Annotated in this window: 11 protein-coding genes; 6 read left to right on the top strand and 5 right to left on the bottom strand. The window is 64.1% G+C overall.

What is annotated here, in order from left to right; translation table 11 throughout:
• Entirely contained in the window at positions 1 to 204 is a 204-nt protein-coding gene (locus M3A49_RS08025; RefSeq protein ID WP_266228221.1) for a hypothetical protein, read from the top strand.
• Here M3A49_RS08025 and M3A49_RS08020 read toward each other — a convergent pair whose 3' ends face one another.
• Positions 205 to 2,067: a PAS domain S-box protein gene (locus tag M3A49_RS08020; RefSeq protein WP_266228220.1), complete on the bottom strand. Its 1,863-nt coding sequence runs from the start codon at positions 2,065 to 2,067 to the stop codon at positions 205 to 207.
• Positions 2,067 to 3,188 carry an ABC transporter substrate-binding protein gene (locus M3A49_RS08015; protein WP_266228219.1) on the bottom strand — a complete coding sequence of 374 codons (1,122 nt, stop codon included), beginning with the start codon at positions 3,186 to 3,188 and terminating at the stop codon, positions 2,067 to 2,069. Before M3A49_RS08015 ends, M3A49_RS08020 begins: the two co-directional genes overlap by 1 nt.
• Before the next feature lie 288 nt (positions 3,189 to 3,476).
• Here M3A49_RS08015 and M3A49_RS08010 point away from each other — a divergent pair, with 288 nt between their 5' ends.
• The 4 genes from M3A49_RS08010 (at position 3,477) to M3A49_RS07995 (ending at position 6,662) form a co-directional block, all read left to right on the top strand.
• The gene (locus M3A49_RS08010; protein WP_028203892.1) at positions 3,477 to 3,785 is read left to right on the top strand and encodes a hypothetical protein; all 309 of its coding nucleotides are present in this window, start codon (positions 3,477 to 3,479) and stop codon (positions 3,783 to 3,785) included.
• Between the two features lie 137 nt (positions 3,786 to 3,922).
• Positions 3,923 to 5,434, top strand: a complete 1,512-nt coding sequence (locus M3A49_RS08005) for an ATP-binding protein (protein WP_266228298.1) — start codon at positions 3,923 to 3,925, stop codon at positions 5,432 to 5,434.
• Entirely contained in the window at positions 5,409 to 6,041 is a 633-nt protein-coding gene (locus tag M3A49_RS08000) for a response regulator (RefSeq protein ID WP_028203894.1), read from the top strand. The genes M3A49_RS08005 and M3A49_RS08000 overlap by 26 nt, the downstream gene beginning before the upstream one ends.
• Before the next feature lie 408 nt (positions 6,042 to 6,449).
• A complete protein-coding gene (locus M3A49_RS07995) occupies positions 6,450 to 6,662 on the top strand; it encodes a hypothetical protein (RefSeq protein ID WP_028203895.1) in 213 nt (70 codons plus the stop codon).
• Between the two features lie 32 nt (positions 6,663 to 6,694).
• On the opposite strand, the gene M3A49_RS07990 is transcribed toward M3A49_RS07995, so the two are convergent.
• The 3 genes from M3A49_RS07990 to M3A49_RS07980 form a co-directional block, all read right to left on the bottom strand.
• Positions 6,695 to 7,033 carry a hypothetical protein gene (locus M3A49_RS07990; protein WP_266228218.1) on the bottom strand — a complete coding sequence of 113 codons (339 nt, stop codon included), beginning with the start codon at positions 7,031 to 7,033 and terminating at the stop codon, positions 6,695 to 6,697.
• Positions 7,034 to 7,294: 261 nt separating this feature from the next.
• Positions 7,295 to 9,610, bottom strand: a complete 2,316-nt coding sequence (locus tag M3A49_RS07985) for a sigma 54-interacting transcriptional regulator (protein ID WP_266228217.1) — start codon at positions 9,608 to 9,610, stop codon at positions 7,295 to 7,297.
• A 141-nt stretch (positions 9,611 to 9,751) separates the two neighbouring features.
• A complete protein-coding gene (locus tag M3A49_RS07980) occupies positions 9,752 to 10,909 on the bottom strand; it encodes an AraC family transcriptional regulator (RefSeq protein ID WP_266228216.1) in 1,158 nt (385 codons plus the stop codon).
• Positions 10,910 to 11,294: 385 nt separating this feature from the next.
• Here M3A49_RS07980 and M3A49_RS07975 point away from each other — a divergent pair, with 385 nt between their 5' ends.
• The gene (locus M3A49_RS07975) at positions 11,295 to 13,505 is read left to right on the top strand and encodes a beta-glucosidase family protein (RefSeq protein WP_266228297.1); all 2,211 of its coding nucleotides are present in this window, start codon (positions 11,295 to 11,297) and stop codon (positions 13,503 to 13,505) included.
• Positions 13,506 to 13,526 lie beyond the last annotated feature (21 nt).

Genomic DNA, 13,526 nt, shown 5'->3' with positions numbered 1-13,526 from the left:
ATGCAGAAGTTCATCGAGCTGGCCTTGCCGAAACTGACGCCGGCGCAATGCGGCGAGATCCATGGGGCGCTCAGGCGAGTGCTGGAAGACGTCATGTCGGTCATGGACGACATCACGCTGCCTGGCGCCTATCACGCCGCGCTTCTCGACAAGACCAACGAGATGCTGCGTGCGCTAGAAAAGCGCCAGGCGGATGAGGCATGACTACCTAAGTTCGTTGTCGGCGGTCAGGGCCCGACTGGCGTTTTCCGGCGTCTCATTGAACACGATGCGAACCGTCGATCCCGGCCCGTCCCGGCTTTCGATATGGAACTGCGCGCCGATCATCCGTGCGCGCTCCTGCATGCCCTGTAGCCCATACGAATTGCCACGGATCGCTTTCGCCACGTCGAATCCGTTGCCGTCGTCATGGACCTCGAGTTCGAAGTGGTTATGGATGCAGCGCAGGACGACCTCCGCATGCGAGGCCTGCGCGTGCCGGCTGACGTTGGTGAGCGCCTCCTGGACGATGCGGAACACCGCCGTCGCGCGGTCGTCGCCCAATGACGGTTCACGGCCTTCGAGCCGGAACGTGCAGACGGTTGCGTTGTGGCGTGTGAAGTCCTGAACGAGCCATTCGAGCGCCGAAAGAAGGCCGAAGTTCAGCGCGGCCGGCCGCAGGTGGCTCGCGACGTTGCGCACGATGTCGATGGTGCGTTCAGCCAGCCCGCCGATGTCGCCCACCTTTTGTCGCCACTCGGCGCCCTGGTTCAGCGCGAGCTTGAGCAGGGACACATTGATTTTGATCGCGGTGAGCAATTGGCCCAGTTCGTCGTGAATCGTCATGGCGATCTGCCGCCGCTCTTCTTCGCGGATCGATTCCTGATGGGACGAAAGCTGGCGCAGCTGTTCGCGCGAATGCCGCAGCAGCTGCTCGGTTCGCGTGCGCTCGCGCACTTCCTCCTCGAGTTGATCGCGATGGCGCGTAAGGATCTCCATCGCCTGCTTGCGGCCCGAGATATCGGTCAACTGTCCTTCGAGGCATTGGGGTCCCGCGCCGTTGTAGCGTATGCCGCGGGCGTTGAGCTGACACCATACCTCGGTGCCGTCGGCGCGAGCCAGCTCGATTTCCAGCCCCGCGATCTTGCCAGTCAGTTGCAGCATCGCGAAAAGTTGGGCGGTCTTCCCGCTGGTGAATGGCTGTAGCGGAGCATGAACCGCGCTCGCGTCGTAGCCTCGCGCCGTCATCATGCCCCGAACGTCGCGATAGCCGAGCAGTTGAGCCATCGCGGGATTGGCGTCGCAGAGCTTGCCGTTGCGATCGAGGACGAAGAACCCTTCGAGTGAGTTCTCGATGATGCTGCGGTACTTGCGCTCGCTCTCCCTGAGCGATGCCGTCGAGTCGCGCAGCCGTTCCGCCATCACGTTGACGCGCGCGGCGAGCCGGCCCAGCTCGACACTGGATTCGATTGCGCAGCGGCTGTCCAGATCGCCGGACGCGATGCGGTCGACCATTTCCTCCAGGCGCCGGATGGGCTCGCGCACCAGGTGCTTGATGAGTAGAAAGGTCGTGACGTACAACACGGCGAGCACGAGCGCGAGTGTTCCCAGCACCGCCGCGCGCGCGGCCTCGAAGCCCCGGTCGGCAGCGGCCCTCGTCAAGACCACGCGGACCTCGCCGATCTTTTCGGGCGGCGCGTCGCCGGGCGGCGTGAATTCTATCGGCCGCACCCGAACCACGCGCGCCTGCGGGGCAGGCATCGGCGCGTTGCTCGCGTCGGCAAGCACGCCGTAGTTGGTCGCGGTTACGGTGAAGCTCACCACCTCCGGATTCGGTTTGAGCACATTCAGTTGTCGCGCGATCGCCTCGCGATCGACATTCCAGAGCGGCTGTACGAGCGACTGACTGAGGAGATCGGCAATGCGGTTCGCGCGTTCGTCGAGTTCCGCGATCCGGCGTTCGCGCGCATGCTCCAGCAGGAAGAAAGCCGACGTGCCCGCCACCAGCGTACAGAGCACCAGCAGCGAGAGCATGAGCTGCGCATGCAGGCTGCGTGGGAAGCGCGCACGCAAAAGGGTTTGCAGCATCACGCGGCCTTTGAAGCGGAATTGAGCAGGGTGTCGAGATCGAACGTGTAGGCGCCGGCACGCCGGCTTTGCACACGTGAGAAACCGCTGAAGTCGGGGGACGTGCGGCCTTGAAAGGCAATCTCGGCGTAACGCCTGGCGTCGCTGCTGTCGAGCACCTTCAGATAGTCGAGCCGCTGACGCGGTCCGCCCACTTGCGCAAAGTCCGCGCCGTTATGGTAGTCGTGAATGAGGACCATCGCGCAGGCGCCGATGAACTGGTCGCCTGCGACGATCGCGGCCAGCTCGCCGTGAATGACCGAAGCCACGGCTTCGGGCAGCGCACCGAGGCCGCCGACGATGGTGGACAGATGCCGTTCCTGCACCGCACTCAATGCGCCAAGCGTCATCGTATCGTTGGCAGCCCAAAGGATATTGGCGTCCGGATAGCGCGAGAGCAGCACGCGCGCCTTGTCGCGGCCGTCGGAAAAGCTCCAGTCGCCATAGACGAGCTGATCGATGCGGTCCTGCGGCCGGCGCGCCAGCGCGGCCTGCACGCCCGCGGCGCGCTCCGCCGAAACCGGCGTGGCAGGGTCGCCGGTAATGCCGATCACGCGTGCGGGCCCGCTGCCGTTCAAGCGGATCAGGTAGTCCATGAGCCGAAAGCTTCCGCGCCCGGCATCGGCGGTGACGGTGCCGATCCAGTTCGCGATCCGTTCGCGCTCGTTGCCGGTCTGGGCGCGCTGGGCTTCGGTCAGATCGTTGTGGATCAACAGCACTTTGGCGGGCGAGCGCGCCAGCGTTTGCAGCATCTGGGGCGCGGCCATCTTTTCGTTGACGATCACCACATAGTCGGGCGCCGCCGCACGCGCCGCCACCGATTCGGCCTGACGCAGCATCAGCAGATGATCGCGCTCCGCATAAAGCACTTCGAGTTGCATGCCGAAGCGGCTGGCAGTCGCACCCATGAAGCGCGACACGAGTTGCCAGTGCTGGCCCGTATCGTGTTCCACGCTTTCGCCGGGATTCAGAAATACGACGCTTGCTGGCGGGCGGCTGACCGGCAACGCCATGGTCGCCCGCATCGTTACCAGGCTCGCGCCTATACCGACGCATTGCGCGATCATCTGTCTTCTGTTCATACGAAATCAGCGTATGCCATGCGCGGCATTGTGTGGAACCGAAGGGGCAGTCGCGCGCAGCATAACGCGACGTAATCTCGCCGACAATCCGCTTTACTTCGGGCGAGGACGGGAATTCGCGGCGGACATTCAAGGGTGCGATTGCCGGTTGAAGTCCGCCATTCAGGATTTCCTGACACAAAATTCAGGATTCCCCTTTACCGTTTGCAGTCGAAGACGACTGCACGCGATCATTGGCGGGATCATCATGACGTCAGCAAATTTTCGAAGCAGCAGAGGCGACGCGCGATGATTTCCGAGTGGGGCGACCGTAAGGCGCGCGTGCAGGACGTGAACTCGATCTGCATGCGCCTGTTCGATACATGGTGCGAATCCCGCAATCTCACGCCGCTGGCTTATTTGATGCACTGCTGGCCGCTGCCGGACAGCCGCGCGGGCACGATCCGGCGCTTGCAGGAAAGCATGAAAGACTTGCGCCGCAACCATGCGGACAAGCTCGATCTGTATGCATTATCGGCGCTTGGCGAACTCGCTCGCAGTCTCGACGAACTGATCGACCGCGCGGAAATCTCTGCAAGACATTCGTTCGCCACGTAGGGCACCTGGAGCCTGGAGGGCTGACGGGCGCGCGGAATCCGTATTACCCGCATACGTGATAAAGGGTTGCCGAAGGGCCATGGCTTTGGCGACGAGGACAAAACAAAGCAACCAGGGCCGGAGCAACCGTGGGCAAGATGACTGACTCGCAGGCCACGACAACGAACGCCTGCACGATTCTGGTCGCGGGCGGTACGCCGAACGAGACCCGTTTGATCGCCGATCACCTCGTATGGGAGGGCTTCGAGGTGCTCGCCGCGAACAGTGGCCTCGAGGTACTGGAGCGTTCGTGCGTCTCCCAGCCCGAACTGATTCTGCTCGATTCAGAGGCCGCCAGCGTGGGCGCCCTGGCCACCTGCCGCAGCCTGAAGTCGGACGCGCGCACGCGCGATATTCCGGTGGTGCTCATGATGCCGGCAGGCCATCATCGCGACCTGGCCGATGGTCTCAGCGCCGGCGCAGCCGACCATGTGCGCAAGCCCGTGCACGTCGAGGAACTGATGGCCAGGGTCCGCACGCACCTCGCGTTGCGTTCGGCCCACCGCCAGCTCGGCATGCAGCAGCGCGGCCTCAAAGCGTGCGAAACGCGTTTTCGCGCGATCGTCGAATCGGGCCCGGTGGCCATGGGCATTACCTCGATGCCCGACGGCCATCTGCTCTATGCCAACGCACGGTTTCGCGAACTGCTGCGCCTCGATGAAGCGGCGTGCAAGAACGTCAATATTGTCGACTTCTACGTCGACCCGCTGGAGCGCGAAAGACTGGTGCGTTGTCTCGCGGCGCAAGGCAGCTTCGGCGACGCCGAGGTGAAACTGCGTCGGCCGGACGGGACGCAGTTCTGGGCCATGGCGACGGCACGGCTGTCGAACTACGATGGCGCAGCGGCCATATATGTGGGCCTGCACGATATTTCCGGCCGCAAGCGCGTGGAAGACGAACTCGTGCGCTCGCGCGAGCAGCAGCGGGCCCTGTCGGCCTATCTGGAGGGGATTCGCGAAGACGAGCGCAAGCGCAGCGCGCTGGAGATTCAGGACGAACTGGGCCAGTTGCTGACCGCGCTGAAAATGGATGTCTCGCTGCTGAGGATGCGGCTCACCGACGATCCCGAGGCCGTCGGCCGGGCCGACGACATGCGCGAACTGGTCGAAGGCACGATCTGGATGGTCCGCAATGTCGCAAGCCACCTGCGGCCCGCTGCGCTAAACTTCGGCCTCGTTTCGGCGCTCGAATGGCTGACCAGTCAATGGAGCCGGCACAACGCCATCCCGTGCGAACTGCACGTGGCAAGCGGCGAGCCCGCCTTGTCGGACATGCAGGCCACGGCGCTCTTCCGCATCGTGGAGGCTGCGTTGACGAACGTCGCGCGCCACGCGGCGGCGCAGCGCGTCGAGGTCGCGCTCACTACGGGGCCCGGCTCGCTCGACTTGCGTGTGCGCGACGACGGCCGCGGCTTCGACGTGGCCGCCGCGTATGCAAGGTACGCATACGGCCTGCTTGGCATGACAGAGCGCGCGCGACTGATTGGTGGTACGTTGAGCATCGACAGTCAGCCCTGCAAAGACCTGACTATTGGCATTGCGTCTGGCACCACGATTTCGATCCACGTTCCGCTTGAAAACCCCCATGATCAGAATACTCATCGCCGATGACCATGCCATCGTGCGTGGCGGACTCAAGCAGATCCTCGCGACGACTGCCGACATGGTCGTGACCGCGGAGGCCGGGCAGGGTTCGGAGGTGATCGAAAAGCTGAGGACCTGCGAAGTCGACCTGCTGCTGCTGGACATGACGATGCCGGGCATCAGCGGCGTCGATCTCATCCGCCGCGTGCGCGCCGAGGAACCTGCGTTGCCGGTGCTCGTGCTCAGCATCCACAACGAAGCCCAGGTCGCGTCGCGAGCGCTGCGGGCCGGCGCGACAGGCTATGTGACGAAGGACAGCGATCCCGAGGTGCTGCTCGCCGCGATTCGCAAGCTCGCGGACGGCGGGCGCTTTATCGACCCGAAACTCGTCGACGCCATGGTGTTCGAGAAGCATGCGGGCGACGTGCCCCCGCACGAGGTGCTCTCGGACCGCGAATTCCAGGTGCTCCAGATGCTGGCGTCGGGCAAGAGCATCAACGATATCGCCGATGCGTGCGCCCTTAGCGCCAAGACGATCAGCACGCACAAGATGCGGCTGATGCAAAAGCTCGGGCTGGGCAATAACGCGGAGGTGATCCGCTATGCGATCCGGCATGGTCTGGTCGGCGAGTGACGCGCGGCGAGAAGGAAATCCTGACAAGCGAACCAGACAATCCCGAGGGAACTATCTACCCGTCCCGATGGCGGCCGGTTTAACGGCTGTCTACGATGATTTCACATGAAGCGCGGGGGGGCGGCGATGGCGGTGCGGCAGTCGTTGGGGGCAGCAGTCGTGAAGTGGCTGAACCCCACCAGCAGACAGACAGTGCGGGTCGTGACGGTGCATCGTTCGCCGTCCGGGCGGATCGCGAGGGTATTCATCGAGGCGCAAACAGCGGACGGACCGCGCGCGCTGTTTTTCTTCCGCCATCCCGACCGTGGATGGCAAGTGTTTCCACCCGATATCCTGCGTCCTTCGATGGGCGCAGCACGTGTAGCGACAAGAATATAGCGGCAGGCAGGCCGCGAGCGGAGATTGCGCATGGAAGAGATCGCGCCAGACGAATTGCCGTCCCCCTATGAAACGAAGCTGCGCGAGTGGATGAGCCGGTGGTACGACCACGCGATTGCACAAGGGCTCGTGCGTCCGCCGTTCTTGCTCGACGACGCCAAGGCCGAACGCCTCGAAGGCTATTTCGCCGCCGGACTGACGCCATCGGAAGGTGCGCAGGCCTTCTTCGGCCCTGCGCATTGACTGTGGCGCCTTCGTCAGGGTGGGTCGGGCGCTCATGCGACCTTGAGGTGATCCAGCAAGTGCCGAAGTCGCCGGGCCTGGGCGGGCATGATCTCCGGAGTGGACGCAATGCGCTGGACGCGATCGAGCCAGTAGCGCTGGCCGAACACGGCGATGTTGCCGTCGAAGGCGATGGCGATTTCGAGGTGCGTGATGGCGCCGTCGAGATTTTTCGCCGTATACGGACTGACTCCCTGCGCCCCGGTTTTCGCGTCCTCGCGTGCGGTCACACGCTTCGCATCTAGATTGGCGGACTGCGGACGCTGCGATGTTTCCCGTTCAATTGCAATTATCATTATTTTGCCTTGCCGTCGAATATATTCGCCATCCACGCGTATTGCGTATTGCGCTCTGTTCATCGACCCCGTCGTGATTTCGTGCGCGTGTCGGCTTTCTTTCTGGTCCCGAATATTCAACAGTGAGCAACGATCGTGCCCGCGCTGCGCGGCCCCGTGGTGACGGGTTACGGCAGCGCGTGGGAGGGCGGCGCAGGACGATTTCGACCGGAGAAATTGCCGGAACTGGACGATTTCGTCCAGTTCCCGGCGTGGCGTGGCGTGGCTTGGGTGACATCGTGGCGTAGCTTGCGTGGCTTAGTGGCCCGCGGCGGGTCCCTGGTCGCCCGGTCCGGCAGACGCTTCATGGCGCAGTTCGGCCAGCAACGCGATAGCGTCCGCTATGCGGCGGGTGGAATCGGCCGATTGATCCCGCAACGCGCGGGCGAGCGTGTCGATCGCTTCGCTGCGGCGACCCGTGGCGCGCAGGAGGTTGGCGAGATAGCGCGCGGCCTCCACGCGCGCGGGCACCGAACCGAACGCGAGCGCCGTCGAAAGGGCGGTGCGCAATCCCTGCTCGGCGGACGTCAGATCGCCGAGCGCCCACTGCGCCCGCGCGCGGGTGACCAGCAGTTCGCCAAGGTGGGCGCGCTCCTGGCGCGCGAGGGTTTCGTCGACCGCGGCGGACAGCATCGTTGCGCATTGTTGCGCGCGGCCGGATCGCAGCAGCAGTTCGCCGTGCTGCCACATCTTGAAGGAATGGAACAGCGCGCCGCCGTTGCAGACCATGTGGTTGTCGTAACCGTCGAGCATCACGGCTTCGGCTTCCGCGTTCAAGCCTTGCGCGCTGAGATCGACGCCGCGGAGGATCTGACCCATGCCCCGATAGAAAGGGAAGCCGTTGGCGATCGACACCGATTCGAGTTCGCTCGCGAGCGGCCCGCTCCGCTGATCGTCGAAAAGGGACGCCAGCCACGCGGCGCCCTGCAGGTTGAGAACGTGCGCCAATGCATGCGCACCCGGCTCGCCCGCGCGCAGGATCAGCATATCCATCGCGCGCCGGGCTTGCCCGAACTCGCCGATCTGGTAGGCGGCCAGCCCCTCGAATGTCAATGCGAGGCTCGCCAGATCGATTCCCTGCGAACCCGTGCGCGCATCGTCGCGCGTCACGCCGAGCAGATTGCCGCGCGCTAGGCAGGCGAGGGCTTCTTCGCTGTCGCCCAGCCAGTAGAGCGTGTTGGCCATGGCGACGTGCGCTTCGTCGTGCGATACGCGGTCCCCGCTGTTCTGGGCGCGCTGCAGCATCTCCTGTGCGCTCGCGCGCGCCTGCTTGAGCTGGAGCGTCGTCAACTGGGTGGTCCAGACGCCGAACTGGATCGCTGCGATTTCGCCAGGCTCGCAGATCCCTTCTCCGACCTCGAGCGCCGCCGCGTAGCAGGCCGTGGCTTCTGCGTACAACCAGCCGTGCACGCTGCGCAGGCTCATGCCGAGCAGCCGGTAGGCATCGAACTGGGCGCGGCGCGCGCCGGCCTCGTCACGGCTCGTCTGCAGCACGTCGAGGCAACGCCGCAAATGGGGAATGGCCTCGGCGAAGCGCGCTGCATCGATCAGCGCCATCGCATGTTCGAGACTCTTGTGCGCTTCGCGATGGTGTTCCTCGCGCGACTTCAGGCGGCGTTCGACTGTTTTGCGACCCACCCCGAGCAAGGTCGCGGCGGCGCTCTTGTTCCCCGTGGTCCGCTCCAGCGCGCGGTCGATGAGGAGGTCTTCGGCGGCGGCGAGTTTGTCGCGTCCTTCGAGTTGCAGCAGCATGTCGGCGAGCGCGGCGCGCGAAACCGCTCCGGCCGTTTCGCTAAGCAGAAACGGTTCGAGCGTGTCTTCCTCGATCAGCGGCTTTTCGGCAAGCACGCTCAACTGGCTGACCAGGTTGCGCAATTGCCGGATGTGGCCCGGCCAGGTATGCCGGCCGAGCCGCCGCAGCGCAGCCGGCGAAAACTCGATGCGGCGCTCCTGTTGCGAGGCGAAATGGGCGGCGAGCGCAGGAATGTCCTCGACGCGCTGGTCGAGCCCGGGCACGGCCAGCACGAACACCGCGAGCCGGTAGAACAGGTCTTCGCGAAACAGCCCCTGGCGCGCCAGTTCGCGCAGATCCCGGTGCGTCGAGGCGACCACGCGCCCCTCGAAACGCACGCTCGACGAGGCGCCGACCGGGCGGAACGTCCGCGTTTCCAGCGCACGCAGGAGCTTGGGCTGCAGCGCGAGCGGCAGCTCGCCGATTTCGTCGAGCAGCAGCGTGCCTTTGCCGACCTGCTGCAAGAGCCCGGGACGACTTTCGCCGGCGCCGGTGAAAGCGCCTTTGACGTGCCCGAACAGTTCCGCTTCGACGAGGTGCTCGGGAATCGCCCCGCAGTTGACGTCAACGAACGGTTGATCGCGGCGCAGGCTGCGCCTGTGCACGCGGCACGCGACCAGTTCCTTGCCCGAGCCCGTCGGCCCGATGATGAGCAAGGCGTGATCGGTGGGCGCGACGCGATCGATCATCCTGACCAACTGACGAAACGCCGGCGCCTCGCCAATCAACGCGTCGTAGTCCGCCTTTTCTCCGGATGGGGGAACGAAGGGGAAAGTACTCATTGCCTCGTGGACTCCAGATTAACGCGTGGCATGCTTTTATGATTGTCCCGGAGTCTGCGATCGGAGACCGCGCATCGATCCCGCCCTCCGCCTTTCGGTTCGAGGGCGGACAACGCAGGCGCAGTCTGTCGAGAAAGCTCACTAGAACCTGCAGTTTTCGAACTTGTAGCGCGAAGGGGACTTGCCGCTGTTCTCGAGAAAGAAACGCGAGAACGCGGAGGGAGAAGAAAAGCCGAGAAGATCGCTCACCGCGGCCACAGAATAATCGGCCAGCGGCAGCAACCGCCTGGCCTCCTCGAGCCGCGCGTGAGCCAGGATCGCCTGGAAGTTCGTCCCTTCACCCTGCAAGCGCCGGTGCAGGGTCGAGCGTGAAATGCCAAGGCGGCCGCAGACTTCCTCCATGGGGTTCGAAAACGGCAGGCCGGCATGCGCCTCACGAATCATCTTCGTCACGAAATCTTCGATTCTCGAAGAAAACGAATGGCCGACAACGAAGCGTCGGATATCGGCGTCGGCCTGCCCGCAGAGTATGTTTTCGGTGATCTCGTTGTACTTGCGATACGGCAGGTCCGCCGCTCCAGTTTTTATCAGCATGCGGTTGCGGCTTTGCCTGAATTTCACCGTCGCGCCACACAGGTGCGAGAGCTGGGAGACGGGCGCAAACGATTCGCCAGTCAGCTCGATCTGGGTGGGATAGGGCTCACCGTCGTAGTACTGTTCGGCGAGGCGAATGAGCAGCAGAAAATTATAGAAGGCGCTCGACGAACTTCTGCGCGCGCCGTCCAGAACGTATTCGAATTCGAACGTCTGGCCTGCCCGCTTGACCTTCACGGTATCGACATTCCCGATCAGCACCCGGTAGCGCAGAAACTGGTCAAAGGCCTTCGTCAAAGTCGGGCTATTCGTGACGATGGCCAATAACGTGCTAATGGGTGCCCGAAAGGAGTAACTGGAAAAGATTTCGAGCCGCTCCGAAGCCTGGTAGCCAGGCTCCAGCAGATTGAGCATCGCAATGTGTTTGTGAGCGGCGATGCGCCCGTCCGGATGGGCGAGTTCCGCCTCCGTTATGCCGGTGAGGCGCGTGAAATCGTGCGGCGACATGCCGTGTTCGACGGCGGACTTGAGCGAGAGTTGGGCAAGGACGTTTGAAACGGTCTTTTGATCGGTCGTCATGGGAGACACCATGGAACGGAGAAACGTCGCCTCGGCTAACCGCTGGTAGCTGGTGACTTTAGCATCCTTGCCCCAATCCTCAAACGGCCCGATGGGTCCGGATATCGAATCCGCATGAATCGACATCGGGCGGCCTGAGTCCGTACGACGACGCCGTAAACCGCCTGCAAGGTAACGACGAAATGGCACTCGGCGCGGGGTTAAGGCAAACCCTGGTGCCGCGACGCAAGGTTAAGTTCTGCGACGGCACGATAAGCGCAAACGTTTCGCCGGGTGCTATCGTCATCTCGCTACGTAGGGCAATTCAACACAAAACTAGAAGAAAAATGTAGTCCGATTACGGTCCCGCAATCCTGCGGGTCATCGCTCATGCAATCGGCAAAACAGGAGAGACACCGTGAGGAATGCGAAGCAAATAGTGGTTGCCGTCGCCGGCGCGTTGTGTGCCGGCTCCGTGGCGTACGCGGATCAAGCCGCCAGCAGCAATACATGGGGCGCCAGCCCATTTTCGATGGTGGCGCAGTTCTTTTCCCATGCTTCGGGTGCGTCACAGCCGGCCTTTGACTGGAAGGCGAAGGGCGACCAGGCCGACAGGCGCGCGGCAGTCCTGGTCTCGCAACTGACGCTCGACGAAAAGATCCAGTTGGTGCACGGAACGGGCATTCCCACTGTCGGGCTGGGCGGCCCGTTTCCTTCGTGGGTGCAGGGCGCCGGTTATATCCCCGGCGTCAGCCGTCTGGGCATTCCGCCGTTGGCCACGGCGGATTCGGCTGGCGGCGTGAACGTGCAGAACGCGCATACCACGGCCTTTCCCGCACCGATCGGGCTCGCCTCGAGCTGGGACGTGGCGCTCGCGGGGGCCTACGGGGCGCGTATTGCCCGTGAGCTGCGCGTGCTCGGCTATGCGGAAGGACTGGGTGGCGGCGTCAATCTCGCTCGTGAGCCGCGCGACGGCCGCACGTTCGAGTACATGGGCGAGGACCCCGTCCTGACCGGCACGATGAGCGCCGCGCGCACCATGGGCACGCAGTCGCAGGATGTGATCGCCACGGTGAAGCACTACGCGATGAACGACCAGGAAACGAACCGGATGACGAGCAATTCGGTGGTCGACGAAAGGACGATGCGGGAAACGGAGCTGCTGGCCTTCGAGATTGCCGTGCGCGAGGGGCACCCTGGCAACGTGATGTGCTCGTACAACCTGGTCAATGGTGTGTATGCCTGCCAAAACCCGGAACTCCTCACGACCATCCTGAAGCAGGAGTGGGGATTCAAGGGCAAAGTGCAGTCGGACTGGACGGCCAACCATAGTACCGTCGCATCCGCGATGGCGGGTCTCGACGAAGAGCAGCCAGGCGATCTCGGCACGGCTGGGGCGGGCTTCGGCATTCAGTCGTATTTCAGCAGCGCGCTCAAGGCCGCGGTCCAGGCCGGTAGCGTTCCGGTCGCCCGTCTGAATGACATGGTCTTTCGCAAGCTGCGCACCATGATCGCCCTTGGCGTCATGGACAACCCGCCACCCCCCGGCGGCTCGGTCGACCAGACGGCTGGCAACCGTGACGCGCTGGCGGTGGCGCACGAGTCGATCGTTCTACTGAAGAATGGACCGGCGTCGGGCAGCAACCAGCCGGTCCTTCCGCTCGCCGCCGGCGGCCTGCACTCGGTCGTCGTGATCGGCGGCCATGCCGATGTCGGCGTGATGTCCGGAGGCGGGTCGGGAGGCGTGCCCGCGGCAGACGGCAATGCGGTGTCGGGATGCCAGTCCGGCAACCCGCTGCTTTCGAATTGCGCGACCTGGTACAAGTCCTCGCCGTACAACGCGATCAAGGCCAAGGCGCCTCAGGCCACGGTGACGTACTTCGACGGCACGAACGCCACCGCCGCGGCTAGCGCAGCCGCCAGCGCCGATGTCGCGATCGTGTTTGCCACGCAATGGGAAAGCGAGGGCACGGATCTGGCGAACCTGTCCTTGCCGGACAACAAGGCGGACCCGAGCAATCAGCTTTACGACCAGAGTGCGCTGATCAACGCGGTGGCTGCGAAGGCCAAACGGATCATCGTGGTGCTGGAGAACGGCAGTCCCGTCACGATGCCGTGGCTCGCCAGCGTTCACGGCGTCGTGGAAGCGTGGTATCCGGGTGTGCAAGGCGGCCAGGCGATCGCGGACATTCTGTTCGGCGACGTGAATCCGTCCGCGAAGCTGCCGATCACGTTCCCGCGCCAGGAAGCCGATCTGCCGCAGCCGACCATCGACCCCAACAACCTGAACGTCGTCTATAGCGAAGGACTCCTGATGGGGTACCGTTGGTACGATGCGAAAAACATCGACCCGTTGTTCCCGTTTGGCTATGGGCTTTCCTATACGACTTTCTCGTACTCGGGGCTCAGGACGCATACCGATCAGGGCGGCAACGTAATCGCCTCGTTCACCGTCGCCAACACGGGCTCGCGTGCCGGCGCCGAAGTCGCCCAGGTGTACGCCACGCTGCCGCCGGGTCTGGGCGAGCCGCCGCAGCGCCTGGTGGGATGGGCGAAGGTCGCCTTGCGGCCTGGGCAGTCGCAACAGGTGAGCGTCGTCATCCCGGCGCGGCGCCTCGCGACGTGGAACGCCACCACGCACGCGTGGCAGGTGCATGGCGGAAGCTACGAGATCCGCGCCGCGTCGTCGTCGCGTGATACGAACGCGTTGTCGGCACGCGTTGTCGTTGGCGATATGCACTGAGGCGGGGGCGGCCTGGGCGGA

Source organism: Paraburkholderia sp. CNPSo 3076, from assembly GCF_026343935.1.
Classification (GTDB): Bacteria; Pseudomonadota; Gammaproteobacteria; order Burkholderiales; family Burkholderiaceae; genus Paraburkholderia; species Paraburkholderia nodosa.
This window is presented reverse-complemented; position numbering and strand designations above follow the sequence as displayed.

Bases quoted from the DNA above. Each gene is read 5' to 3' on its own strand.
- M3A49_RS08025 (WP_266228221.1), top strand. From the start codon at position 1: ATGCAGAAGTTCATCGAGCTGGCCTTGCCGAAACTGACGCCGGCGCAA.
- M3A49_RS08020 (WP_266228220.1), bottom strand. From the start codon at position 2,067: ATGCTGCAAACCCTTTTGCGTGCGCGCTTCCCACGCAGCCTGCATGCG.
- M3A49_RS08015 (WP_266228219.1), bottom strand. From the start codon at position 3,188: ATGAACAGAAGACAGATGATCGCGCAATGCGTCGGTATAGGCGCGAGC.
- M3A49_RS08010 (WP_028203892.1), top strand. From the start codon at position 3,477: ATGATTTCCGAGTGGGGCGACCGTAAGGCGCGCGTGCAGGACGTGAAC.
- M3A49_RS08005 (WP_266228298.1), top strand. From the start codon at position 3,923: ATGACTGACTCGCAGGCCACGACAACGAACGCCTGCACGATTCTGGTC.
- M3A49_RS08000 (WP_028203894.1), top strand. From the start codon at position 5,409: ATGATCAGAATACTCATCGCCGATGACCATGCCATCGTGCGTGGCGGA.
- M3A49_RS07995 (WP_028203895.1), top strand. From the start codon at position 6,450: ATGGAAGAGATCGCGCCAGACGAATTGCCGTCCCCCTATGAAACGAAG.
- M3A49_RS07985 (WP_266228217.1), bottom strand. From the start codon at position 9,610: ATGAGTACTTTCCCCTTCGTTCCCCCATCCGGAGAAAAGGCGGACTAC.
- M3A49_RS07980 (WP_266228216.1), bottom strand. From the start codon at position 10,909: ATGTCGATTCATGCGGATTCGATATCCGGACCCATCGGGCCGTTTGAG.
- M3A49_RS07975 (WP_266228297.1), top strand. From the start codon at position 11,295: ATGGTGGCGCAGTTCTTTTCCCATGCTTCGGGTGCGTCACAGCCGGCC.